Origin of the sequence: Aquimarina sp. ERC-38 (assembly GCF_026222555.1) — a bacterium.
Classification (GTDB): domain Bacteria; phylum Bacteroidota; class Bacteroidia; order Flavobacteriales; family Flavobacteriaceae; genus Aquimarina.
In genome coordinates this window covers 3,463,266-3,488,563 of record NZ_CP098511.1, presented here as the reverse complement: position 1 = coordinate 3,488,563, position 25,298 = coordinate 3,463,266, and the positions used below count along the sequence as shown (strand labels likewise).

Below are 25,298 nucleotides of genomic sequence, written 5' to 3'. Positions count from 1 at the left end.
TTTTTTCATACCTACCTATTTTCCTAAAGAAATTAAGTTAGCAAAAAGCCGGTATGCTCCGGGTACTCCAGCCGGAAATTCTCTAAAGAAACTAAGTCCGGTATATACATAATTTCCTTTTCCGTAAGAAGCAACTAATAAAGAACCTTTTTTAATAGATTCTCCTTCATCAGCCATACTTAGTAATGCGGTGTATTCTTTTGACCATTCTTTTGGAAAGTATAAACCTCTTTCTTGTACCCAACCTTCAAAATCCTTAGCGGTAATTTTATTAGGACTGTTTAGCGCAGGATGTTCCGAATCCAGAATACTAACGGTTGCATTTTCATCCGTAACCCGGTCTCTTGATAAGGTGAGCGGGTAGGGCCCCAGGTCATTTGTTTTTAAGCCTCGGCTGGTATTGTATTGAATGATTAAATTACCACCTTCTTTAACGTACTGTATTAACACCTTTTGTTTAAAAGCAAGTTCATTTAAGATATTATATGCCCTTACCCCCGTGATGACTGCATCGTATTTTTTTAAGGTGTTTAATTGCAACTTGGTAGGTTCCAGGATAGTTACATTGTAACCTATTTGCCGTAAACTTTCAGGAACTACGTCACCCGCTCCGTTAATGTACCCAATTTCTTTTCCTTTTATAGCAATATCCAGTTTTATGGCTTTAGCTTCAGAAGGAAGTATTACGGTTTGATTTGGAATATGTTCGTAGGTAACCTGGTTTATTTTTTTAGTGTAGGTGGTATTTTCTATTTTAAATTCCGGACAAATGGCTGCAATATTTTGATTTTCAGGGGGAGTTAGCGTAAAATAAACAGTTTGATCTTCTCCTTTTTTTACGATGTTAACCGCAATCTTATCAGGTGTAATCTTCCAGTTTCCTACTGTTTTTATCGATGCTTCTCCTTTCATATTGTCTTTATGTGCTCGAATCACTACCGGAAGTTTTTTAGACAATGTATCAGCAAAAAGTAGAACTTCTTCTTTTAGATTGATAGTGACTTCCGGAATAATCTCTAAAGGTTGGTATACTTCCCCTTTTACCGGGTCTTTTACCTTATACACAATCTGTTTGGTAATAGGAATAGAGATGTTATTAATGCTTAGTTCAAAAGAAACTTGTAACTGACTGGGAGTCTCCGGCCGACCAATTAATTTTTGGTCTGCAACATGGTACATCCCTAAACTTCCGGTTGTTTTTAACCAGTAAGGAGTGGTATAAGAGAGGTTAGCCATCAGTTTGCCACTAACTTCTATATTTTCAGTTCTATTATCTTCTAGTTTTTTATTTACTTGTTCTTTATAGTTGATGGCAGGAATTATAATACTACTTAAGACAACTGGTGTACTACTACGATTAATCGCTTCTATTTGTATGGGTAGGGTAGCAGAAGGTGTTGTAAATGCAGTAGTCGTTGAAGCTTCTAAGTAGATGCCGGAAACTGCTAGGATAATATCTTTAATTTCTTCTAATTTTACTTGTTTCCAATGTTGATCTTCCAGATTTTGAATTTTCTTATACACCTCGATTAAATTAGCGGTAGAAGCTGAAGGATTAGTAAAGTCATATTCTTGTAAAATCTGATCTAGTAAAACCTGAATTTCTTTTCCCTTTTTTATCCGGTTCCAGGAGGTATCAATTCCTTCAAAGAGATTATTTTTATCTTTCGGAAGGTCTCCTTTAACTAATTCCAGATATTCCGTCAGGCTACCGCGAGTTCCTAAGGCCCCGAACCCTTGCGATTTATGTTGGCTTCGGCTTAAAGCTGCAATTTCAGAATTAGAAATTCCTTTTATCGGAAAATAAACTCCCGTGTCAACATCTAGCAACCTGGATTTATCTGCTTTTTTAAAATTTTCTTCGCTACCGTAAAACCACCAGGAAGTATTAAAAAACGTACGTTTAGGTTGCCATGAGGTTACATATTTTAATTGAGAAGGAAATTTAGAAGCATCTCCAGCTAAATCAAAAGCTTCTACACTTAACATAGCCGAAGATGTATGATGCCCGTGGGTAGCGCCTGGTGTTCTATGGTCAAAACGATTGACAATAATATCCGGTTTAAAATTACGAATGGCCCACACTACGTCGCCTAAGACACTGTCTTTATTCCATATTTGCAAGGTTTCTTTAGGGTGCTTCGAGTATCCGAAATCGTTGGCACGAGTAAATAATTGTGAACCTCCATCGATGTTACGTGCAGTTACTAATTCCTGGGTACGTATAACACCCAACATTTCGCGGATTTCTGGGCCAATAAGGTTTTGACCACCGTCTCCGCGGGTTAAGGATAAGTAAGCTGTTCTTGCTTTTACCTTATTAGAAAGGTACGAAATCAATTTGGTGTTTTCGTCATCAGGATGTGCCGCTATGTATAATGCCGAACCTAAGAAATTTAATTTTTCAATAGCTTCATATATTTCTATGGAATTCCATTTAGACGGTGCTTGTGTGTAAGATAAAGTTTGAAAAAAAATAAAAAAGAGTACCAGGTAGCGATGTTTGATCATTGAGAACAAAATTTTTATATATTTTGAATTTCAGTAGGTATACGGACGCGTAAATACTAAAACCAGTCATTCAAATATACTTATATAGCTAAGAGGCTATGCGTATTTATACTTACTTTAACAGGTACGGCTTGTCGTGGTTTTACACCGTTTTATTTCTTCTTTTCGACCAGTTCTAATTGATCCGTAGCTACCTGGGTCGTAAAGATGCCGTAATTTACCGTAGCTTTTTTCTTTTCAATAGTATCAATGGTACCCACGGATTTTCCATCAAATAAACGAACCCGGTCTCCGACTTTTAAAGCAACTTTTGGCTTTTGTAGTTCAATTTTTTCTTCTTTTTTCTTTTCTTCTTTCTTTTTTTCGCGAATTACTTCTACTTTTTTCTCTACTTCCGCCTTAATCTGTTGTCTTTTATGCTGTTCTGCTTTTTTCTGTTTTACGGATTTCTTTCTACGCTTTGAATTTTCTACTGCAACAATTTTTAAGAATTCATCAATTAAGGCTTTCTTCCTTTTGTTGTTAAAATAGTTTTCACTCAGATCATCTATTTTTTTTCCTAGAGAAATCATCCGTTGGTTACTATCATATAATTGCTGATAACTCTCTAGTTTTTCCTGAATGCGTAAGTTCGTTTTTTCCAGTTGTTTTTTTTGCTCTTCAGCTTTTTGTTCTTTAGTTTGTAAAGCCGAAGTTGTTTTTTGCAATTTAGACCGTTCTTTTTGCAAATTTGCAATGCTTTTATCAAAACGGATTTTGCCTCTTTCTACTTTCTTTTTGGCTTTGTTAATTAAGCTGTATGGTATTCCGTTTTTTTGGGCCACTTCAAAGGTAAAGGAACTGCCGGCTTCTCCCAGGTATAATTTAAATAGTGGTTCAAGGGTTTTAGCATCAAATAGCATATTTGCGTTAGTCATTTCAGGTAATTCATTAGCCAGCATTTTTAAATTAGCATAATGCGTGGTAATAATTCCGTAGGATCCTCTTTCATAAAAGACTTCCAGAAAAGCTTCAGCCAGGGCGCCACCTAATTCCGGATCACTCCCGGTACCAAACTCGTCAATTAGAAATAAGGTTTGATCGTCACATTTCTTTAGGAACCGATTCATATTTTTAAGTCGATAGCTATAGGTGCTTAAATGGTTTTCAATAGATTGATTATCACCAATATCCGTAAGAACAGAAGTAAACAAACACACCCTGCTGTATTCATGCACCGGAATAAGCATTCCTGATTGTAACATAACTTGTAGTAACCCAATAGTTTTTAAAGTGATACTTTTACCACCGGCATTAGGTCCTGAAATGACAATGATACGGTTGTTTTGATGTAGGTGAATACTTTGCGGAAAGGTTTTTTGTCCTTTTTTAGTATTCGAAAGGTATAATAAAGGGTGATAAGCATCTTTAAAAGATAATTCCCGGGTATCAGAAATTTTAGGCAAGATCCCGTTCATTTGTTCAGCGTACTTGGTTTTTGCCGCGATGACATCAATGGTACTTAAAAATTCCTGATATGATTGTAGGTAATCCGCAAAAGGTCGAATTCGATTGGTCAGTTGTTTTAAAATCTTTACAATTTCTTCTCTCTCTTCATATAATAAATTATTAAGTGTTCGGCTAAATTGCAGAGTGGCTTCCGGCTCTATGTACACGATGCTTCCGGTTTTTGAACTCCCCATCATGGCACCTTTTACCTTACGCCGGTACATTGCTTTTACTGCAAGCACTCTTCTGTTATCGACAACACTTTCTTTAATTTCGTCCAGAAATCCTAAACTATTGTACTTCTGAAGGTCACGCCCAAAACTTCCGTTTAGTTTTCCTTGGATTTCGTTAATTTCTTTACGAAGATTGGAGAGTTGGACACTGGCATTACTTTTTATTTCTCCGTATTTATCAATGATGGCTTCAATCTGGTCAATAATCTCTGTGGTAAATGGAAATTCTTTTGCAAATTCACAAAGGCTAGGGTAAATCTCCTGTCTTTTTTTAAAGAAGATATATAGATCGTTAAAAGTTTGATTTAAGGTGATTAGTTTTTTAAAATTCAAAGCTTCCAGAAAAGTGTTTTCAATAGAAAGTAATTTTAATTCTCTCTCAATAGCATCAAACCCGTGATTAGGTATCCTGGCATCCTGATAACTTGATAACCGATATTCTTCTACTTGTTGTAGGGCAAAAGTTACTTTCTCTTTAGTAGGAAAAGGTTTGATTTGCAGAGCCCTGTTTTTACCAGGATCCGTATTACATAGTTCGCTGATTTGTTGACATACTGTAGGGAACTCAAGATCTGAAAGTGTTTTTTCTGAAATTCGAATCATATAATTATAAACGTCTTATAAATAAATGCCAAAAGATTGTTCGGGCACTTTTGTTTAAGGTTTATCCGTTATTTTAACCTTTTGTAAATGTAAACAATTGACGTATTAACTATTGTCTTGATGGATGTAAATATTGAACAAAGCTGGAAAGAACATTTAAAAGAAGAGTTTGAAAAACCTTATTTTAAAGACCTGGTTTCCTTTGTTAAATCAGAATATACAAGCGCTACCTGCTACCCTAAAGGTAAGGATATCTTTGCAGCCTTCTCTTATTGCAGTTTTGATGAAGTGAAAGTGGTTATTATAGGTCAGGATCCTTATCATGGTCCCGGTCAGGCACATGGACTGGCATTTTCTGTTCCGGAAGGGATCGCTATACCTCCTTCTTTAATTAATATCTTTAGGGAAATAGAGGAGGATATTGGAGAAAAACCACCTATCCATGGAAATTTAATTCGTTGGGCAAAGCAAGGGGTTTTATTATTGAATGCCACGTTAACGGTACGCGCACATCAAGCGGGTTCTCATCAGAATAAAGGTTGGGAAAAATTTACCGATGCAGTAATTAAAACGATTTCTGACCGAAAAACCGATGTTATATTTATGCTTTGGGGTGGGTATGCTAAGAAAAAGGGAGCTAAAATTGATGCAACTAAGCATCTGGTATTAACCAGTGGTCATCCTTCACCATTAAGTGCAAACCGGGGGTATTGGTTTGGTAATAAACATTTCAGTCAAGCAAATGCTTACTTATCAGAAACAAATCAGTCAGAAATTGATTGGTAGGTTTTAAGCAGCTTTTGCAATTTCTCCTTCCTTTTCTTTAGTATAAGGATTGACTACCTGTTGCTTTTTAGTTTTTGTCTTTTTCTTATCAACAGATTGTGTACTGTATTTTAATAAAATAAAATTTAAACTAACTAAGCCTAAAAGAATCATTAAGAAGGTTACCATATTGCTGTTATTTACCTATTAGATGCAAAAATTTTCAAGTGGTTGCGTTCCGTTATTAATTTTTAGTAATCCAGGGTATAACAAAAATACATTTTTTTCTACATTCCTGGACTTGTATTTGCTTACTAATGATATATTTAACGAAATTCATAAATTTAGGTTAACACATTATAATTTTTAAAATTAACCCCATTACAAATTATCATATTCTCAATACTTATCTAAATTTTATACTTTTTCCCTTTTTTAAATCTTACGAAATAGTGTGTATAATCTTATTATATTCCAATTTTTGAGCAATTAACCGTAATTTCAATAAGGTATTTTGTACATTTTCTACTTCTTTAGGAGAGAGTAAAGACTGACTCCATTTCGTAATATTTAACCATTTTTTAACATCTTCTTCCTTCTGATCGTAACGATTTGCTATAATAGTTTCTATATTTTCAATCTTTTTAAAGGCACTTGTAACCATATTGAGTTCGTCAAGTAATACTTTAATTTCACTTTTGTGAGTAGTAATAATTTCTTCGCGAACTGCAATTACAAAGCAAGGCCAGGGAGTAGGACAATCACCTATTCTTCTAAAGATTCCTTTATCAACCAATGGTTTGGTCGTAAAGTGCTCCCACATAAAATAATCCGCTTCCTTTTGAGTCAAAGCTTCTACAGCACCTTCCAGGTTTTTAATAACCTTAAATTCAAGGGAATCCAAATCCCAGTTTTGTTGTGAAGCTAAAACATATGCCATTAAGTATGAACCAGACCCATAGCGACTTATAGCAGCACTCTTTTGTTTTAAATCATTTACGGTTTTAATTTCAGATTTGGCATCTACGTGAATTCCCCATAACAAAGGGGATTGTACGTAAGTTTGAACTATTCGGGATGGATTGCCAGCTAGCATATCTTTTATAATGCCTTCGGTTAAGATGATAGCTACATCAATTTCTTTAGTCCGTAAAGCTTTACACATAGCACCGGTACCTCCTTTAAAATCTTTCCATTCCAAATTCACTTTTTGTAGGGATACAGGCTTGTCTTCAATTAGCAAATGCCAGGGAAGGTTAAAATGTTCCGGAACTCCACCAATTTTAATATTTTTTTTACTCATAAATTAACATAATATGTTTTTCATCGAAATAAATTGCATTTTAACGTTTTGCTAAAAGTATTTCCTGTATATTTGAGTGAATAATTAATATATCACTTATGATTTCTTCAAAGCAAGATAATTTTAATAATAAGAATTTACCAAATAATTTCTTGAACAGTAATCAAGTTAAGGTAAAAACAGTACACTATAATAAGGATACGTTTGACAACGTTACAGGTATATTTATTTCTGTGCTTACTTTAGGAATGGCGATCTTTAGTGTTATTACCTGTTTTTCTTAAATAGCATCCTACTATATATAGGTTTTTTGGAATGAATCGCTATAATTTTAAATAGTTATTCATTCCTATAATTTTATAATCTTTTTAGGCAAGTTTAATAATTCTGACTTTATTAAGCATTCTGATTATGACATAAGTGATGTCAATTTCATGCCAACGTACTCCGCCAAAGTTTGCTCGGGTGCTACGGTAATGGTGATTGTTATGATAACCTTCGCCCATCATTAAGAAATCAAATTTAAATAAATTCTTAGAGGTATCACTGGTTTTAAAATTTTGATACCCGTAGATATGACCAAACCAGTTTACTATTACTCCGTGTATAGGTGCCATTAAAAATACTACCGGAAGTAGTAACCACTGCCACCATGCAGTTACCAACCAGACAAACAATAACGTATATACCAACATCCATCCAATACGGGAAATACGAGATCCGGCGATACGGTCAAAAGATTTCCACTGCGGTACATTCTTTAAAAATTTAGCATCAACTTGAATACGCTGTTTATTGATATCCTGGTATATATTTTTGGTTTTCCACATCATAGCAAACATATTTTTATCGTATTTAGGGGAATGCGGATCTTTTTCTGTATCGGTATAGGCATGATGGATTCTATGCATAATACCATAGCCATAAGCACTTAAGTAACTAGATCCCTGACAAATCCAGGTAAGTATAAAAGCGATACGTTCGGTTGCTTTGGACATGGTGAATACCTGATGCGCTGCGTAACGGTGTAAAAAGAAGGACTGAAAAAATAGTCCTGAATACCATAAAAACAGTACCAGTATAACAATTGCCATAGTTTTTTACTCAAAGGTATCAGGAGTTAAGTTGGTAAACAATGAACCCGGGTTAAGTAATTTTTTTTCTAATGCGGCTAAGTGCCTGAGGGGTAACCCCTATGTATGAACTGATATATTTAAGAGGTATTCTCTGTATCATTTCCGGATGATATTTAAAAATATTCAAATAGCGTTCTTCTGCGGTATTTTGTAGTAAGGTTTGTTCTCTTTTTGATTTTATAAGAAATAGGCGTTCAGCTGTAAGCCTTCCAATTAAATTTCCAATTTGAGTAGTTTTATAAACTTCCTGTAAATTTTCATAAGTCATAGTAAGAAGTGAAGTGTCCGTTAAAGTTTGTAGCTCGTATTGAGAAGGTGTTCGGGTTAAAAACGAATCGTAAGCACTTATAAATTGTTCCTGAAAAGAAAAGCCAAAGGTAATTTCTTTAGAATCTTCACTTTCGGGTATATATAAGCGTACCATTCCGGATACGATAAAAGAAATAGTGCTTTCTACGGAGTTGAGTTTTAGAAACGTGGTTTTTTTAGCAATCTGCCTGGGAATAAGCCTAGAAGAGAAAAACTCCCAATCCGAATCCGTAATCGATGAAAACTTTTCGAGATAGTTTCGAACTACGGTTAATGTTGTTTCAATACGAGAATCTTTCATGAGGCTAAAGATAATAAGCCTTTATAATATAAGCGATACTCAGCTTCGTAAAATACTTTTTTTAAGTATTGCATAATAAAGGATAAGGTTGAGTATATACAATTGTGTTTTTTTAGAAAGTTAGGAATTTCAATTTATAAAAGAAGTATCCTTCATTTCACTTCTATACGTTTTGGTTAAAGTACTTTTTAAAATAAAGTGGAAAAAATATAAAATTTAAGAGTAGCTTAACACTCTGAAAACTATTATTTTAATTATCATATTGGTTTAATATTCATTAATTTCTCCTGATTTTTTACGATTTAAACAATAAAGTGGGATAAAATGAGTTAATTTGATTGACCTTTTTAAGGTTACTAACACAATTATTAATTATTTATTCAGCTTATGAAACTTAAATTACGTTCTCAACGTTTTAGGAAAAACCATCTATGGAAAACTGTAGTACTTCATTCCAAAACCCTGTGCTGTACGGCACTTACTTTAGCATCTTTTCAACCTGTTTTTACCCATGGTACGGTGACCAGTCCTCCAAGTCGAGTTTGGGTATGTTTTCAAGAAAACCCTGAAAGTCCGGACTCTCCTGCTTGTGATGCAGCCGTAAAAGGTTGGGGTACGCAGGCGTTTTATGACTGGACTGAAGTTGCGAGAATGGATGCCGGTGGGGAACACCGTAAGATTATCAATGATGGGAACCTGGCAAGCGCCGGTCGTCCTGACAAATTCGGAGGGCTGGATCAGGTTAGAGATGACTGGGTGGCTACACCAGTTACTCCGGGACCTTTCACCCTCACTTGGACTATTACTGCACCACATGAGACTTTATATTATGAAGTCTATATTACTAAAGAAGGATGGACGCCAAATCAACCCTTAACCTGGGATAGTATTGAGCTACTTAAACGAACTGGTGGCAGACCACTTTCTTCTGAAGATAAAATAGATGTAGTATTACCTGAAAGAACCGGAAAACACGTATTGTATAGCATTTGGCAGCGATCTAAAACTCCGGAAGCTTTTTATTCAACCAGTGATATTGATTTTGGAAACAATACATTAGATGTAGATTCTTTTGAAAAGTCCAAGTTAGGAGCGGTAGAACAAAATTATCCGAATCCTTTTACTTCTAAAAGTACCATTAAATATTCTTTACAAAAAAAATCTCCGGTAAATATTACCGTGTATAATATTTTAGGACAGAAAGTAAAAACTTTAATTAATACGGAGAAAGGTGCGGGAGAGCATGAAATAGTTTTTAATGCGGATGATAAAAACGAAGCCGGAGTATATTTCTACGTATTTAGAACAGGAGATTATTCTGAAACCAGACGTATGGTAATTAGAAAATAATAGGATTTTACGGTAACTCTTAAGTTCCTTTCTAATAGTATTATATTTAAATTGATAAAACCCTATTCTCTAAAGAAGGATAGGGGTTTTGTATGTGTTTTATGGTATTCTTTGATTTCTTAGCAAAAATTTGATATTTGAATCATTAGTGTCCGGTTAAAATTTAAAATTGTTAAGGTGTACGACAAATTTCCGGTTTTGCTGATAAATTGATTTTTCAGAAACAAAAACTCAATAAGATCAAGCAATTTTAGAAATTGAAAAATTATAAAAATCTCTATTTACGGAAATTTGTCGTACACCCGGGAGCCTTTTAACTTTTTAAAATGATCATCGTTTAACAATAGGTACTAATACCCATATATTATCTATCCTAATACTGCTGCCCAAAATTAAAAGAAATCCCGAATCGTAGCGTACCTTCTAACGGGTTATTCGTACTACCCGCATTGAATAAGGCAATAACATATGAGTTACAAGTAATTGTTAAGACCCCAAAGGTTTTGGAAACCTTTGGGGTCTTGGGTGTACGACAAATTTCCGGTTTTGCTGATAAATTGATTTTTCAGAAACAAAAACTCAATAAGATCAAGCAATTTTGGAAATTGAAAAATTATAAAAATTCTATTTACGGAAATTTGTCATATATCCGATTGTTATCGCTTCTAGAAATTAAAATTAAAACCCAGATGCAATACCGAATTGGGTTTCTATTAGGTGAAGTAACCTTATATTATGTGGTAATCAATTTCGTTATTTTTTATAATTTTTTTTAAAGACTACACAAAATAACCTATTGATTTTTAAATAATTATTCTCATGGTTATAGTTATAAATTAGTAATTTAAACAAGCAAATTCTAATTAAAATAAGGTGCTATGAGAACTACGCAAATTAACAGAAGAGATTGGCTTAAAAAAGGATTTTTGACATTTGGTGCCATGACTATTGTCCCGTCAGAGATGTGGTCAAATACGGTGATTAATGCGCAACAAAACAATCGTAAATTTTTATATCAAAACTCAGTTTTTGATGAGTTTACGCCTCCTAAATTTCCGGATTTAAGCACCATAAAAGCTCGTCTGGTGTGGAATGAAAATCCCTATGGCCCTTCAAAAAAGGCTGCTAAGGCTTTTCAAGAAAAGGTATTTGAAGGAAATCATTATTCCTGGAAATCTTTAGGAGAACTGGTAAAAAAAATTGCAACGAAGGAAGGTGTGGAGCCTGATCAAATTATGATGGGTCCCGGTTCTTCGGATTTGTTAGAAAAAACAGCGCTGGTATTATTTCAAAACGGTGGCAATGTAGTGAGTGCTGATCCGAGTTACATGTCTTTAGTCAGTGTGGCCAAAGCTTTCGGAGGAGACTGGAAAGCTATTAAACTTACTGCAGATTATCAGCATGACCTGGAAGCTATGGAAGCAGCTATTGACGATCAAACCAAACTAGTTTATATTACAAACCCTAATAATCCTACTGCAACCTTAACAGATACTAAGAAGCTAAAAGATTTTTGCGCACGTGTTTCTGAAAAAGTACCGGTTTTTATCGATGAAGCCTATATTGAACTTACTGATGGAGATGTGGCTAATAGTATGGTATCTCTAGTTGCTGAAGGTAAAAATGTTTTAATTTCCAGAACGTTTTCTAAGATTCATGGTATGGCCGGTTTGCGAATCGGATATATGATGGGTGCTACTACTTTATTAGAAAAAATTCAGGAAATCACCCGGGGGGGTATGGGAATTTCCGGACCGACCATCGCAGCAGCTTATACTAGTATAGATGATACTGAATTTCTGGTCTCTACAAAACAAAAGATTGTAGAAGCACGAACATATACTACTAATTTCCTTAAAGAAATGGGAATCGTACCCATGCCATCAGAGACTAACTTTGTAATTTTTCCTATAGATATGGATGGTAATGAATTCCTGGAAAAAATATATGATAAAAAGGTGGTAGTACGTGCTTTTAAATTTTGGGATCAAAACTGGTGTAGGGTAAGTATTGGTACCATGGATGAAATGAAAATTTTTACCGAATCTATTTCTGAAATCCTGGTATAAATTTATGGATGCAACAGTTCAGAAAACAATATTATTTGGAATTTTTATAGGTATAGGATTTCTTTTAAAGCGTAAATTTAATTCGAAAGCAGAAATACAGGGTTTAAAAAAAATTATTCTAAATCTTGCCTTACCTGCTACAATTTTTATTGCTTTAATGGGTATTGATATAGACCCGGAATTACTAGGATTTCCCCTGATTGCTTTGGGAATCAACCTACTTTTGTTTTACCTATTTCCTTTTATTTTACCTTTGGTGGGTTTTAAAAAAGACAGCCCGGATTACAGGACTATGCGTCTGATGATTCCGTCATTAGCCCCGGGTTTATCATGTTTTCCCTTTATTGCTGAACTTCTAGGTCAAAAATACCTGGCTAAGGCTGCAATGGCGGACTTAGGTAATAAAGTGTTTGTATTAATTATTTTATACAGTATTGCTACACGATGGTATTTTAAGCAAAGTTCTCATAGAGAATCGGAAAAAGGGAAATTAAAATCTTTATTGGTTACCTTATTTTCAGAACCTGTGACCTTATTAATTTTAGTCGCTCTCGCTTTGATGAGTTTTGGTTTTTCCTTTAGGAATTTACCTATACTTGCACAAAGTACCTTACAAAAGTTGAGTTTTTTGATGACTCCTTTAGTGATGATATTTATAGGTTTAGCGGTGAAAATCCGAAAAGAACAATGTATTAAACTTCTTTCGGTTTTAATCATTCGCGCGGGCATTGTCATGCTTATCAGTGCCGGGGTAATTTGGGTTATGCAGCTATCGGTAAGGGAAGATGTACTTTGGATATTAGCTTTTTCCCTAAGTGCCTGTAGTTTTTGGCCGTATGCTCATATTGCCAGTATTAGCGAAAAGGAAAAAAGAGAAGTTGGAAAAGAAAAAACATTTGAAAGTGCTACAGCGATCAATCTACTAGCTTTATCTTTTCCATTATCCACTTTAATTATTATGCTGATTATGCTGAATCCTGATTTTATGATGGTACCCCTGCATATTGTAGGTGTAGCACTAGCATGCCTGGGTATTGGTTTTGCTTTAACTTTCTGGATTCGGCTAAAAGATGGTAGGGGAGTATTGGCTCATGGGAAAGCAGTATGGTTTAAGTGGTTGGATTATAAGAAGGCTTAAAATACTGTATGTAAATTGACCTTAAATCATGTCCATTCAATCCTCATAACGTTCCAGAGCAATTTTTAATTTGTTTTGAATCCGCCTCCTTAATTTCGCTGGTTTTAAAACTTCAATAGCATCTCCGAAGCCGAGGATCATTCGTTCTAATTCAAAATTAACCTGTACGAGTATATTAAAGATGCATCCGTTTTCAGTTTCTTGTATAAGACGTTGCGAGCGGTGGAAGGGTTTGGTCAATACATAAGGAGCATTGCTTTTATTAACCCAGAATTGAATACGTTCGGCTCGGGTATTAGATACCGTGACTCCGATTACATCTTTGTAGTAACGATCTCCGTTAAAGTTTTCGTCCAGATAATTGAGAGATGAATCATAATCAATGCCTATAATTCTGTCCAATGCAAACGTTAAGATGGGTTTTTTAGTAGATGTTTTTCCTATCAGGAACCACCGATTATTAAATTCCTTTAAAATAAATGGATGAAAAGTTATAACTGAAGGTTTCTCAGCTTTAAATGATTGATAGGTTATTTTTAAAACCATTTTTTTCAAAATGGCCTGGTATAATACATCAAGGTGTTCCAATCCTTTAAGCTTTTCGTTTTTATCTAAATGTATAACTGCAGATTGATGCGTTTTTTCTGTATACACTTTGTCTTCCAATCTTTGAATGATACCACCTAGTTCAGAGAACAAAGAGAAATCTTTAAACTGCTTTAACATCTCAACCGTTTCAGATAGTACATTCATGTCATTTTCAGTCAAAGGAATATCGGTAATGGAGTAGGAATCATCTACGTACCGGTAATATTTTTTATCATAAACTTCAATAGGTGCATTATAACCTAATTTGTCACTGCGCATCATTTGAATATCTAATTGTATGGTACGTTTACTGACATTAACATCCCGTCCTTCATATTCATACAATGCGTCAGAACAAGCATCAATCAGATTGTCTAAGGTCCACTTACGGTTATTATTTTGTAAGCATTTATCTATTGTTTTATAACGTATCAATGCATTTTTATTCAGTGCCATTCTTAAATTTTCTTAAAAAATAGAGTTTAATTTTTACTACGCAAAATCATTGCGCATATACATTTAATATTTGTACCAGAATTAAAAACAACATTGGTTTAGGAATCGCTCCGTCGAACGAGGAGTCAGCGGGGCTCACGAAAGGAAAATTATGGAACTACAGCAACATACAACGGAAAAGTTAAATTTAACTCAATTTGATATTAAAACAAGATTAGGTATTATAAAAAAGAGTAGAAAAGTAAATATTCTTTATGCTTGTGAATCCGGAAGTAGAGCTTGGGGATTTGCTTCACCGGATAGCGATTATGATGTTCGTTTTTTATACACGCATCCTTTAGAATGGTACGTAAAGTTAGCTGAACAAAGAGATACAATAGATTTTATAGATGAAGATTTTGATGCTGTAGGTTGGGAATTACGTAAAAGCTTACGATTGCTCAAAAAATCTAATGTTCCCGCTTTAGAACATCTATTTTCTCCAATACCCTATCAAGAAAATAATGAATGGATTGTCGAATTACGAGATATGGCAAAAGATTGCTTTTCACCTATTGCCGGTATGTATCATTATCTAAGCATGAGTAAAAAGTACGAAGCAAAACTGACTGGTTCAACAATAAAATTGAAAAGTCTATTTTATGCTTTGAGAACAACAATTGCAGGTAAATGGATATTAGAATATAAAACCTTGCCCCCGGTAGTTTTCAGTAAAATGCTGTATTTGGTATCTCCTAATATAGAGAAAGAAATCAAAGATTTGATGATGGTGAAATCTGAAAATAAGGAAAGCTATGTACATTCTCGAAATGAAAAACTTTTTCGCTTTGTTTCGGAAACTATCGCAAGCAATGACAAATATGCTAAATCTTTACCGTCGGGAAAACCTAATATGGAAAGAATGGATCACTTCCTATTCAAAAGTGTTACTGAAAAATAATAGGACAATTTGACCAGCAAAAACTAACAAAATGAAGACTATAGCAGAATTAAAAGCTTCTAAATCTATCATATTTGAGTGTGTAAGCGGAAGCCGTGCGTACGGATTAGCTACTGCAAATTCTGATACGGATATAAGAGGTGTTTTTATATCACCGAAAGAAAAATTCTATTCGTTAGATTATATAGGACAAATCAATAATGAAACGAACGATATTGTTTATTACGAACTTAGAAAATTCATAGAATTACTATCCAAAAACAATCCAAATATTTTGGAACTCTTAAATGTTCCGGAAGATTGCGTACACTTTAAAGACCCAATTTTTGAGCAAATCAAAATAGACTATTTTCTGTCCAAGTTATGTAAAAATACCTTCGCAAATTATGCGTATACCCAAATTAGAAAAGCACGAGGTTTAAATAAAAAGATAGTTAATCCCGTAGAGAAAAACAGGAAATCTGTTTTAGATTTTTGTTATGTGAGGGATGGAAAGCAATCCATGAGGCTCAGCAAATATTTGGAGGTTAAAAAATTAAAAGCAGAATATTGCGGACTGGTAAAAATTCCGCATATGAAAGACTGTTATAATCTCTTTTATAGCGAGAGCAATGGGTATCAAGGGATCGCACGTAAAAACGCCAATGAGGTATGTGTAAGTTCAGTACCCAAAGAAGAACAGCCTATAGTATTGCTATATTTTAATCTAGATGGCTATTCGTCCTATTGTAAAAAGTATAAGGAATATTGGACTTGGGTTGAAAAAAGAAACAAAGAACGCTACGCGAACAATGTATCACACGGTAAGAACTATGATTCTAAAAATATGATGCATACGTTTCGATTGTTGCATATGGCTAAAGAGATTGCTGAGGAAGGATTTGTAAATGTTAGAAGAAAAGACCGAGAGCATTTGTTACGAATCAAAAACGGAGATTTTGAATATAAAGATCTCGTTCGAGAAGCTGAGAAAATTAAAGAAGAATTAGAGGTTTTTTATGATCAATCGGATTTAATAGAAAAGCCTGATTTGGATAAAGCAAATGAGTTATTAGCTAGTATAAGAGAAGAATTTTATAAAAATTAATATGTCAAAGGAAATTTTTTTGAAAGGTTACACAGAAAAAGTAATTAGAAACTATGATACACTCGAATATTATTTCAATGATAGATTAGCAATTTTATCTGCTTTAAATCCTGTTAAATACCAAATTATCAATTGCTTAATGATTGAACAATATATAGCTTCAGTAACACTAACTAATCATTTATTAGAAAGAATGTTAAAACTTTCATTAATCAGTAAAGAAATTTATGGGATGAAAATAGGAATAAATGATTTTGAACTAAAACTAAAATTGGACATGGCATATCAGAAATATGATAAACTCGTTTTGAGTGAATCTATAAAAAAAAATTATGAAGCTAATCTTATTGACGATGATGAAAAGAAATTTTTAAATGATAAAATTCGTGATAGTATTAGAAATGCTTTTTCACATGCGGAGATGGAAAAAATTAATAAAGGAAAACGGAAAAACATGTTGGTGTATTCATTTAATCTTGAGGAAATGAAAAAAAAAAAGAATTAATAAAGAAGTTTCAATTCATAAAGAAATAAGTGTTTCAACAAAAGATCCTGTAATACAATCAGAAATACAAAGAGAAAAATGTTCACAAATCGCTATGCCTTACTTTAAAAGTATATATGAAATAGCTAAAAATATTGATGCCAGGTTAGATTTAAAAAAAGAATACTACAAATAAATATAATCTACGCAAAATCATTGCGTACATACATTTAATATTTGTACCAGAATTAAAAACAACATTGGTTTAGGAATCGCTCCGTCGAACGAGGAGTCGGCGGGGCTTACGAAATGAGAATTATGAAAAATAAAATGAATATAACAGGAAAAACATTAATTGAAATGGGATTTACTTCTGGAAAATGGTTTCCGGAAGCCATTGAATATATCAATACTAACCAACTAAAAGACGAAGCTTTACATTCCTATTTAGAACAATTCAGACCCGGACCAGTTCAACATTTAAAGAAACAGCCGGCACCTTTTCATATGAATATCAAAGCAGAAAACGAGCTGGAAGAAAGCAACGTAAATTCGGTAGTGGCTTCTATGGAAACCTTGATGAAAACACCCACCTTAGTTGAAGGAGCTATCATGCCGGACGCTTGTCCTACCGGACCCAACGGTACTATTCCGGTAGGTGGAGTAGCCGTAGCTAAAAATGCGATTCATCCTGGGATGCATAGTGCTGATATTTGTTGTTCGGTCATGTTAACTGATTTTGGAAAAGCTGATCCCAAAAAAGTTTTGGATGCGGCACACCAAAATACACATTTTGGCCCGGGTGGAAGGGATCGAAATACGCAATTTCGATTTCCGTCAGCATTATTAAAAGATTTTGAAGGGAATTATTTTTTAAATAACGAAAAAATGATTCAGGCGGCAAGGGCGCACTTGGGAACACAAGGAGATGGAAATCATTTTCTATTTGTTGGTAAATCAAAAAAAACAGGCAATACCATGATGGTTACACATCACGGATCCAGGGGGCCGGGAGCTAATTTATATACCCGGGGAATGAAAATAGCTGAACGTTTCAGAAAAGAATTATCACCGGAAACATTAAAACAAAATGCATGGATTCCTTTTGATACCGAGGAAGGGCAGAGCTACTGGGAAGCTTTGCAGATTATCAGAAAATGGACAAAAACAAACCATGAAGTCATTCATAATGCAACGTTAAATGCATTATTAGTTGAAGCTGAGGATAGATATTGGAACGAGCATAATTTTGTTTTTAAAGATAACGACTTGTTTTATCATGCTAAAGGGGCGACTCCCTTAGATCCCAAGTTTATGCCGGACATTACCGGACCCAGGTTGATTCCTTTAAATATGTCAGAACCTGTGTTAATTGTGAATGGCGAAACTACAAATTCAAATCTTGGTTTTGCACCGCATGGAGCCGGGCGTAATATGAGTAGAACACAGCATCGAAAAAGTAAAACGGGTACTACTCAAGAAATATTTATTGAAGAAACAAAAGGCTTAGACATTCGGTTTTTTTCAAATGAAATTGATATTACTGAATTACCAAGTGCCTATAAGAACGCAAAAACAGTGAGAAATCAAATGGGTGAATTTGGTTTAGGAACAGTTATAGATGAAGTACTACCTTATGGATGCATCATGGCAGGGGACTGGCAAAAAAATGCACCTTGGCGTAAAAAGAAAAGGAGAAGAAAATAACTTAAATGATAGAAAAAATTAAATGGAACGAAGAAAATCACTTGACTATATGATATGGGTAGATCATTCAATATCTCTTAGTATAGCTGGAAAGGAAAATCTTAAGTTATTTCAAAAACAAATGAATTTAAAAAGTTCGGAAAAAGATAGAAACACGATGTTAGGACTTTTTAATTCCACAAACCTTATTTACGCAGCTTCAATCGAAACTATGGTAAAAGCTTATGTTCTATTTAAAGAATTGGATAAAATTGAAAGTAATAAAATCCAAAATTTTAGACAATTGAGGAAAAAGTGGAGCGGTAATGGGCATAATATATTTGATATAATGAAGTTGTATGACGTATGTTTTTCTTCAGAAGAAAAAGATGTACTAATAAATTTAGAACCTTTTATGAGTTGGGCTGGAAGGTTTCCATTTCCACTTCACGATGAGCATATTAAAAAATATGAAACTCAAGAAAAAAATCTGAAGTTAAATGCCAACAAAATTTTAATAGCTGAAAATTTTTTAAGTAGATTACAAAAGGAAATGAATTTGTCAATTAAATAAATAATCCCATATTTGCACTCGAATTACGAACTGAAAAACAAATTTTTCGCCTATGTTATCATTTTTACCGCACATACAGGACGCTAAAAAGCTGTTTTCTAATAACGATTTTAGGTAGTAAATTAGAAATAAGATATATAAACAGGGCGTTCAAGAAATTGGACGCTTTTTTTATTGATTTTTTTTGAAAACTATTACAATCAGATCAAATGTCATTTGAAAAATAAAATTCAGCATAACAATTGATTACCGGAAAAGCTGATATCCGTTGGAAAACGGACAGGGATTATTTTGGCTAAAATTTATATAAATATTTAATAATCAGTTAATTAATTTAAAAATTTGTTTGGATAGTTCAAAAACTTCTTTCATATTTGCATCGCAATAAAATAGAATTGTTACACTAATCTTATTCAGCATTAGTGTACAAAAAAAATTAAGAATAATCTATAAAACCGAAGTACAATGACTTTTATAAAGCAACTTACTACGACTCCAAAGGGACTAGGTCTTTTTTTGAGTATGCTTCGGGACTTCACTTATAACTAATCTTTTATTAGAGATATCAAGAAGTCCGAAGCACAAAAAGTTTCGGATTTTTTATTTTCTACTTTTTCAGGAATTTCCTGTCAATGCCTTAGTTCTAATTTCCGAAATGTAATATATCATTTTTAGTAATAATGAATTTTCATTATTAAATAATATCACAACCTATAAACATGGGAAAGAAACTAAGTGGAAAAGACCTTATCAAATTGGGCTTTCCAAAAAACAATAGTATTAATGTGACCTTAGGTTATATTAATCGATATCATAAACGAGTAAAAAAAGAACAAATATTAATAGAGGCCAAAAAGGTATTAGTCAATCCAGAAGCCTACCAAGGTAATGGAGTTTGGGGAAAGATCGCAGAGAGTTTAGTAAACCCTGTCGAGGTGAAAAAGCAAGTTTTAAAAGCGATTCGATCCCCCTTTCAGATTTTTGGAGAAAATGAGATTGAAGATCAAGCTAAGTACCAATTATTTGATGCTTTAAAATTACCAGTTGCTGTCGCCGGAGCTTTAATGCCTGATGCACATACAGGGTATGGTTTACCGATTGGTGGCGTATTAGCTACAAAAAATTCGGTGATTCCTTATGGAGTAGGAGTTGACATTGGTTGTAGAATGTGCCTTACCATATATCCCATTGCTGTTTCTTATTTAAAAGGAAAAAAACATCAGCTAGAGAACATACTCTCTGAGCATACAAAGTTTGGAATGTATGAAACGCATAGGGTAAAGCACGATCATGAAATTTTTGAACGAAATGAATTTAATACCATTCCTTTTGTAAAAAGATTAAAAGACAAAGCATACAAGCAATTAGGAACTTCTGGGGGAGGAAATCATTTTGTAGAGTTTGGCACCGTTTCCATTACGGAAAGCGATAATGAATGGGATTTACCGACAGGAGAATACCTCGGACTATTATCACATAGCGGATCCAGGGGATTAGGTGCCAATATTGCGAAACACTATACTTATTTGGCAACAAAACAGTGTCCGTTGCCAAAACATGTACAACAGTTAGCTTGGTTGGATTTAAACACTCATGATGGCCAGGAGTATTGGTTAGCAATGAATCTAGCTGGCGATTATGCAAAAGCATGTCATGATGATATACATGCCAGGATTGCCAAGTTGTTAGGTTCAAAGCCTATCGTTAAAATTGAGAATCATCACAATTTTGCTTGGAAACAAAAAGTCAATGGAGAAGAGTGTATTGTTCATAGAAAAGGTGCTACTCCCGCCGCCAAAGGAGAATTAGGTATTATACCCGGATCGATGACTGCTCCCGGTTTTATAGTGAGAGGATTGGGAAACGAAAAAAGTTTGCAATCTGCATCACACGGAGCTGGAAGGTTATTATCAAGGAGAAAATGTAAAGAAACCTTGACCCGAAGTGAGATAAAAAAAGAGCTGAAAGCTCATGAAGTCACCTTAGTGGGTGGAGGTATTGACGAAGCACCCATGGCCTATAAAAATATTCATAAAGTAATGGCAAATCAAAAAGAATTAGTAGAAATATTAGGAAGGTTTACTCCTAAAATTGTGCGAATGGACAAATAATTACAAATAGTAAAATGAAACAAAAAATTATACAAATAACGGCGGGAAGAGGTCCGGCAGAATGTTGCCAAGTGGTTGCTATAGTTCTAAAATATTTTATAGAAGAAGTAAAACAAATTAAACTTAATCATACCGTGATCCAAAGAATATCCGGTCCCGAAAATGGAACCGTGCAATCAGCAACAATAAAGCTAGAAGGTGAAGGATTACAAGCCTTTGTAAACTCATGGATAGGTACTATACAATGGATCGGAACATCTACATTTCGTGAATATCATAAACGAAAAAATTGGTTTATTGGAATCTATGAACTGGAAACAGTCATGATGAAAGAGATATCTGATAAAGAAATCACTTTTCAAACAATGCGAAGTTCCGGTCCCGGTGGTCAGAATGTAAATAAAGTTAATTCCGCAGTACGAGCAATTCATATAACTACAGGAATTTCAGTGGTAGCAATGGATAGTCGTTCACAACATCAAAACAAAAAGATGGCAATAAGGCGATTAAAAGAGAAATTGCTTGAAGTTCAATTGAACAAACTAAAAGAATCGTTAAGCGATCAATGGGAAAATCATTTGCATGTACAACGAGGTAATCCGGTTAGAGTATTTAAAGGAACTAATTTTAAAAAAGTAATGAAACAAAAGACTTTTAAAAATCAAAGAAATCGGTTAAAACACGATTTACGTGATGAATCAAAAATATAAAAATGAGTAATTTATTAGATAAATATATATTCCAGGCGTTAGACGCTTATCCTTATAATTTAGAAGAAGCCGTAGAATCTTTAAGTTATGCATTATCTTATAACCAGAATAACGTCATTGCTTTAGGTTTAATGGGTCAGATTTACGCAGAACAGCTTAAAAATTTTGAAGTTGCCAAAGAATATTATCAACAAGCATTAGCGCAGGACTTGCATGCGCTAGATATATATTCTAAGTATATTAACGTATTAATATGGAACGAGGATTATGGCGAAGCGAAAAAGCTTATTAATTTTGCAATTACTATAAAAGGTATAGATAAAGCGATGATATATTTGAAGAAAGCAATTCTCTACGAATATAAAGCTAAGTATAAAAAAGCACTGAAAATTATAAAGTTAGCAAAAAAAAATACTTATAATAATCAATTTTTGGAGGAAATAAAAGAAGAAGAGACCAGGATTAAAAATAAAATTGCCGAGAAAAACAAATTAAAGCATAAAGGATCTAAAGCTTCTTCTAAGAAATCTAAAAAGAAATAAGAAAATTTAAATAAAGTATGTTGAAAAGGTTGGCGAAATCAGTGTTTCCGGTGACCGGGGAATAGTTTATTCGTTAAAACATTTGTTCGGTGAATAAGTAAAAAGGTGTATCCTCATCGGGTACACATTTGATTTTTTAGTAGAAATACTAGTTTGTTCCTAATTAATCCGCATATCGCTGAGGACCGCCTCTTCGGATTTCTTCACTGGCATAAGACTCAAATTTTTTAAAATTATGTCTAAAGGCATTACTTAATTTAAATGCGGTTTTATAATAAGCTTTATCATCTGCCCAGGTGGCTCGCGGACTTAAAATCTTTGTGGGTACTCCGCTACATTGCCGGGGTTGTGCTACTCCAAATACGGAATGGATATGATACTCTTCATAAGTGTACGGACCAAATTCTCCGTTTAAAACTGCCTGGATCATCGCCCGGGTATATTGTAATTTCATACGGGTTCCTACTCCATAAACACCTCCGGTCCATCCGGTATTAACTAACCATACATTAATATCCGTATTATTGATTTTCTGCATGAGTAGTTCAGCGTATTTTGCGGGATGTAAAGGCATAAACGGGGCTCCAAAACAAGCGGAAAACGAAGGAATAGGTTCTTTAACCCCAGCTTCTGTCCCTGCTACTTTTGCCGTATATCCCGAAATAAAATGATAAGCTGCCTGACTTGGAGTAAGTTTTGAAATAGGAGGGAGGACACCAAAGGCATCTGCGGTTAAAAAGAAAATATTTTGCGGATTTTTACCAATAGATGGTTGTTGAATATTTTCAATATGGTTGATCGGATAACTTACGCGGGTATTTTGGGTAATGGAGGTATCACTAAAGTTTATTGTCCCATTTTTATCTAACACTACATTTTCTAGAATAGCGCCTTTTTTGATTGCCCCGTAAATTTCGGGTTCGTTCTCCGCGGACAAATTAATTACTTTAGCATAACACCCACCTTCAAAATTAAAAATCGTATTTTCTTTAGTCCATCCATGTTCGTCGTCACCAATTAACTTTCGATTGGGGTCTGTAGATAAAGTGGTTTTTCCGGTGCCGGACAGACCAAAAAATATGGCAGTATCCCCTTTTTCTCCTACGTTTGCAGAACAATGCATCGGCAGCGTTTCTTTATACCTAGGTAAAATAAAATTCAAGGCTGAAAAAATTCCTTTTTTAATTTCACCCGTATATCCGGTACCTCCAATTAAAACAATTTTTCGTGTAAAGTTTAAAATAGCAAAATTTGATTGTCGGGTGCCATCCACTTCCGGATCAGCCATAAAACCCGGAGCATTCAGAATGGTCCATTCTGGTGTAAAGTTTTTTAATTCTTCGTCATTCGGTCGTAGAAACATATTGTAGGCGAACATATTAGACCACGGGTATTCGTTAATCACCCGGATATTCATCTGATAGTTTTTATCCGCACAGGCATATACATCCCGTACGTATAATTGATCTATTTTATTGCAGTAAGCCACTACTTTATCATAAAGCGTATCAAATTTTTCCGTTTCAAAAGGAAGATTGATATCACTCCACCAAACCTGATCTTTACTAATCTTATCTTTAACGATAAACCGATCTTTAGGTGACCTTCCGGTAAATTTTCCCGTTGTAATGGCTAACGCCCCTAAATCTGTTTCTGTACCTAAACCCTCAGCTGTACAAATACGATGAAGTTCGGATGAAGATAATTGGTAATGAATATTTGTATTTGTAATTCCGTAGTTTGATAGAGAAACTAGTGATTTTTTTTCAGAAGCAGTTCGCATAGTAAATTTTGTATTATTAAATTTTAATAAATGCAATCAAGTATACAATTAAACAGCTAATACAGCATAAAATAATATGTTTATTTATTTAGCAATCAATAAAAATTGTAGGCTTGGTTTCACTGTTGAAAAATACTAAAAAAGAAATTTAATACCTATTTTAAAATACCCAAGTTTATAAAATGAAATATAAATACTTCAAAAAATACCTGTATATACTCATAAAAATTAATTTTAAGCCTTTATTATCCTATTTATTCTACGAAATGTGTAATTGGTTACTTTATTGATAGGTAATTAATCGCTCGGTAATTTGAAAACCAGCAAAAACACCATATGCATTTTCTCCCTCAATGTTGTTGGGGGGAATAATAACCTCGTAAAAGGGGTTTTGCCTATTTTCTTTATTGGAATAACTTGCAAATAAACTGTCGTACAATATAGGTTCAACATTTGCTACCTGAAGGGTAATATCAGTGACCGAATCCGGATTATTATTAAAAAAACCAAAGGAAGCGAGTAATGCACCGTCTTCTATCTGATCCGTTATAAAACGTCGATTTTCAAAATCTAAGAACAAATCAAAAGCATCATCTTCTATTCTCGCACCTACAATATAATTATTAGATGCTTCGGGGATATCTAGAAATCTAATAGTTACAGATTCTTTTAAATCACCGGCATTATTTAAATTATCGGTAAGTTCAAAAGCAAGTTCGGTAACCGCATTATTTGGAATGGTACAGGAAGATGTAAATTCCCTTTGGTCAACCATAACAGATAAAAAATAAGTAGCTCCGGGAAGTATTTCTAATTGTGTAGCTTCAATTTGATAATTCTTATCATCTGAGTTGTAAGATAATCTAACACTATTATTAGTAGCATCTGATAAAGTAATAACAGCATTCGGGATTACAAAGGCATCTGAATTATTAATCTCAATATTGTTATCAGAAGATAAGGTCTTTAAGACCCTAACTTTTAATATAGTGTCTTGGGGTGAAATAGAACTATAGACTAAAGTTAATTCTTCAGAATCATCAATAAATTGTTCCAAATCAACCTTATCATCACAACTAAATATTAGAATTAATAGACTTACTGATAATATATAATAACAATATTTCATTA

21 protein-coding genes are annotated in these 25,298 nt (G+C 33.9%); 12 read left to right on the top strand and 9 right to left on the bottom strand.

The annotated features are described in order from the left end of the window. Positions 1-15 precede the first annotated feature (15 nt). Complete coding sequence (locus NBT05_RS14585) at positions 16-2,511, bottom strand: PIG-L family deacetylase (RefSeq protein WP_265770604.1); 2,496 nt, start codon at positions 2,509-2,511, stop codon at positions 16-18. A gap of 152 nt (positions 2,512-2,663) precedes the next feature. Continuing rightward, the gene (locus tag NBT05_RS14580; RefSeq protein ID WP_265770603.1) at positions 2,664-4,835 is read right to left on the bottom strand and encodes an endonuclease MutS2; all 2,172 of its coding nucleotides are present in this window, start codon (positions 4,833-4,835) and stop codon (positions 2,664-2,666) included. A 120-nt stretch (positions 4,836-4,955) separates the two neighbouring features. Between NBT05_RS14580 and ung the strand changes: the two genes are divergently transcribed. Beyond that, complete coding sequence (gene ung / locus NBT05_RS14575) at positions 4,956-5,621, top strand: uracil-DNA glycosylase (protein ID WP_265770602.1); 666 nt, start codon at positions 4,956-4,958, stop codon at positions 5,619-5,621. Positions 5,622-5,624: 3 nt separating this feature from the next. On the opposite strand, the gene NBT05_RS14570 is transcribed toward ung, so the two are convergent. From NBT05_RS14570 to NBT05_RS14555, 4 genes are all read right to left on the bottom strand, one after another. Beyond that, positions 5,625-5,789 (bottom strand): hypothetical protein, encoded by a 165-nt coding sequence (locus tag NBT05_RS14570; RefSeq protein WP_265770601.1) that lies wholly within the window; start codon positions 5,787-5,789, stop codon positions 5,625-5,627. A 253-nt stretch (positions 5,790-6,042) separates the two neighbouring features. Continuing rightward, positions 6,043-6,903, bottom strand: a complete 861-nt coding sequence (locus NBT05_RS14565; RefSeq protein ID WP_265770600.1) for a substrate-binding domain-containing protein — start codon at positions 6,901-6,903, stop codon at positions 6,043-6,045. A 368-nt stretch (positions 6,904-7,271) separates the two neighbouring features. Beyond that, on the bottom strand, positions 7,272-7,997 hold the full coding sequence (locus NBT05_RS14560; protein ID WP_265770599.1) for an acyl-CoA desaturase: 726 nt from the start codon (positions 7,995-7,997) through the stop codon (positions 7,272-7,274). 52 nt (positions 7,998-8,049) lie between these two features. Continuing rightward, positions 8,050-8,649, bottom strand: coding sequence for a Crp/Fnr family transcriptional regulator (locus tag NBT05_RS14555; protein ID WP_265770598.1), 600 nt, complete (start codon positions 8,647-8,649; stop codon positions 8,050-8,052). A gap of 387 nt (positions 8,650-9,036) precedes the next feature. Here NBT05_RS14555 and NBT05_RS14550 point away from each other — a divergent pair, with 387 nt between their 5' ends. The 3 genes from NBT05_RS14550 (at position 9,037) to NBT05_RS14540 (ending at position 13,206) form a co-directional block, all read left to right on the top strand. Continuing rightward, complete coding sequence (locus NBT05_RS14550; RefSeq protein WP_265770597.1) at positions 9,037-9,999, top strand: lytic polysaccharide monooxygenase; 963 nt, start codon at positions 9,037-9,039, stop codon at positions 9,997-9,999. Between the two features lie 878 nt (positions 10,000-10,877). After that, complete coding sequence (locus NBT05_RS14545; protein WP_265770596.1) at positions 10,878-12,068, top strand: pyridoxal phosphate-dependent aminotransferase; 1,191 nt, start codon at positions 10,878-10,880, stop codon at positions 12,066-12,068. 4 nt (positions 12,069-12,072) lie between these two features. Then, on the top strand, positions 12,073-13,206 hold the full coding sequence (locus NBT05_RS14540) for an AEC family transporter (protein WP_265770595.1): 1,134 nt from the start codon (positions 12,073-12,075) through the stop codon (positions 13,204-13,206). Between the two features lie 36 nt (positions 13,207-13,242). On the opposite strand, the gene NBT05_RS14535 is transcribed toward NBT05_RS14540, so the two are convergent. Continuing rightward, positions 13,243-14,250 carry a helix-turn-helix transcriptional regulator gene (locus NBT05_RS14535; RefSeq protein WP_265770594.1) on the bottom strand — a complete coding sequence of 336 codons (1,008 nt, stop codon included), beginning with the start codon at positions 14,248-14,250 and terminating at the stop codon, positions 13,243-13,245. Positions 14,251-14,401: 151 nt separating this feature from the next. Here NBT05_RS14535 and NBT05_RS14530 point away from each other — a divergent pair, with 151 nt between their 5' ends. The 8 genes from NBT05_RS14530 (at position 14,402) to NBT05_RS14495 (ending at position 22,384) form a co-directional block, all read left to right on the top strand. After that, on the top strand, positions 14,402-15,190 hold the full coding sequence (locus tag NBT05_RS14530) for a nucleotidyltransferase domain-containing protein (protein WP_265770593.1): 789 nt from the start codon (positions 14,402-14,404) through the stop codon (positions 15,188-15,190). Positions 15,191-15,221: 31 nt separating this feature from the next. Continuing rightward, on the top strand, positions 15,222-16,277 hold the full coding sequence (locus tag NBT05_RS14525) for a DNA polymerase beta superfamily protein (RefSeq protein WP_265770592.1): 1,056 nt from the start codon (positions 15,222-15,224) through the stop codon (positions 16,275-16,277). 1 nt (position 16,278) lies between these two features. Continuing rightward, positions 16,279-16,782 (top strand): hypothetical protein, encoded by a 504-nt coding sequence (locus NBT05_RS14520; protein WP_265770591.1) that lies wholly within the window; start codon positions 16,279-16,281, stop codon positions 16,780-16,782. A 309-nt stretch (positions 16,783-17,091) separates the two neighbouring features. Then, positions 17,092-18,468, top strand: a complete 1,377-nt coding sequence (locus tag NBT05_RS14515) for an RtcB family protein (protein ID WP_265770590.1) — start codon at positions 17,092-17,094, stop codon at positions 18,466-18,468. 22 nt (positions 18,469-18,490) lie between these two features. After that, positions 18,491-19,021: a hypothetical protein gene (locus NBT05_RS14510; RefSeq protein WP_265770589.1), complete on the top strand. Its 531-nt coding sequence runs from the start codon at positions 18,491-18,493 to the stop codon at positions 19,019-19,021. Positions 19,022-19,740: 719 nt separating this feature from the next. Further along, positions 19,741-21,132 carry an RtcB family protein gene (locus NBT05_RS14505; RefSeq protein WP_265770587.1) on the top strand — a complete coding sequence of 464 codons (1,392 nt, stop codon included), beginning with the start codon at positions 19,741-19,743 and terminating at the stop codon, positions 21,130-21,132. A gap of 14 nt (positions 21,133-21,146) precedes the next feature. Next, positions 21,147-21,842 carry a peptide chain release factor H gene (gene prfH, locus NBT05_RS14500; protein WP_265770585.1) on the top strand — a complete coding sequence of 232 codons (696 nt, stop codon included), beginning with the start codon at positions 21,147-21,149 and terminating at the stop codon, positions 21,840-21,842. Positions 21,843-21,844: 2 nt separating this feature from the next. Further along, positions 21,845-22,384, top strand: a complete 540-nt coding sequence (locus tag NBT05_RS14495) for a tetratricopeptide repeat protein (protein ID WP_265770584.1) — start codon at positions 21,845-21,847, stop codon at positions 22,382-22,384. A 163-nt stretch (positions 22,385-22,547) separates the two neighbouring features. Here NBT05_RS14495 and pckA read toward each other — a convergent pair whose 3' ends face one another. After that, positions 22,548-24,167, bottom strand: coding sequence for a phosphoenolpyruvate carboxykinase (ATP) (pckA, locus tag NBT05_RS14490; protein WP_265770583.1), 1,620 nt, complete (start codon positions 24,165-24,167; stop codon positions 22,548-22,550). Between the two features lie 283 nt (positions 24,168-24,450). Beyond that, entirely contained in the window at positions 24,451-25,296 is an 846-nt protein-coding gene (locus NBT05_RS14485) for a hypothetical protein (protein WP_265770581.1), read from the bottom strand. Positions 25,297-25,298 lie beyond the last annotated feature (2 nt).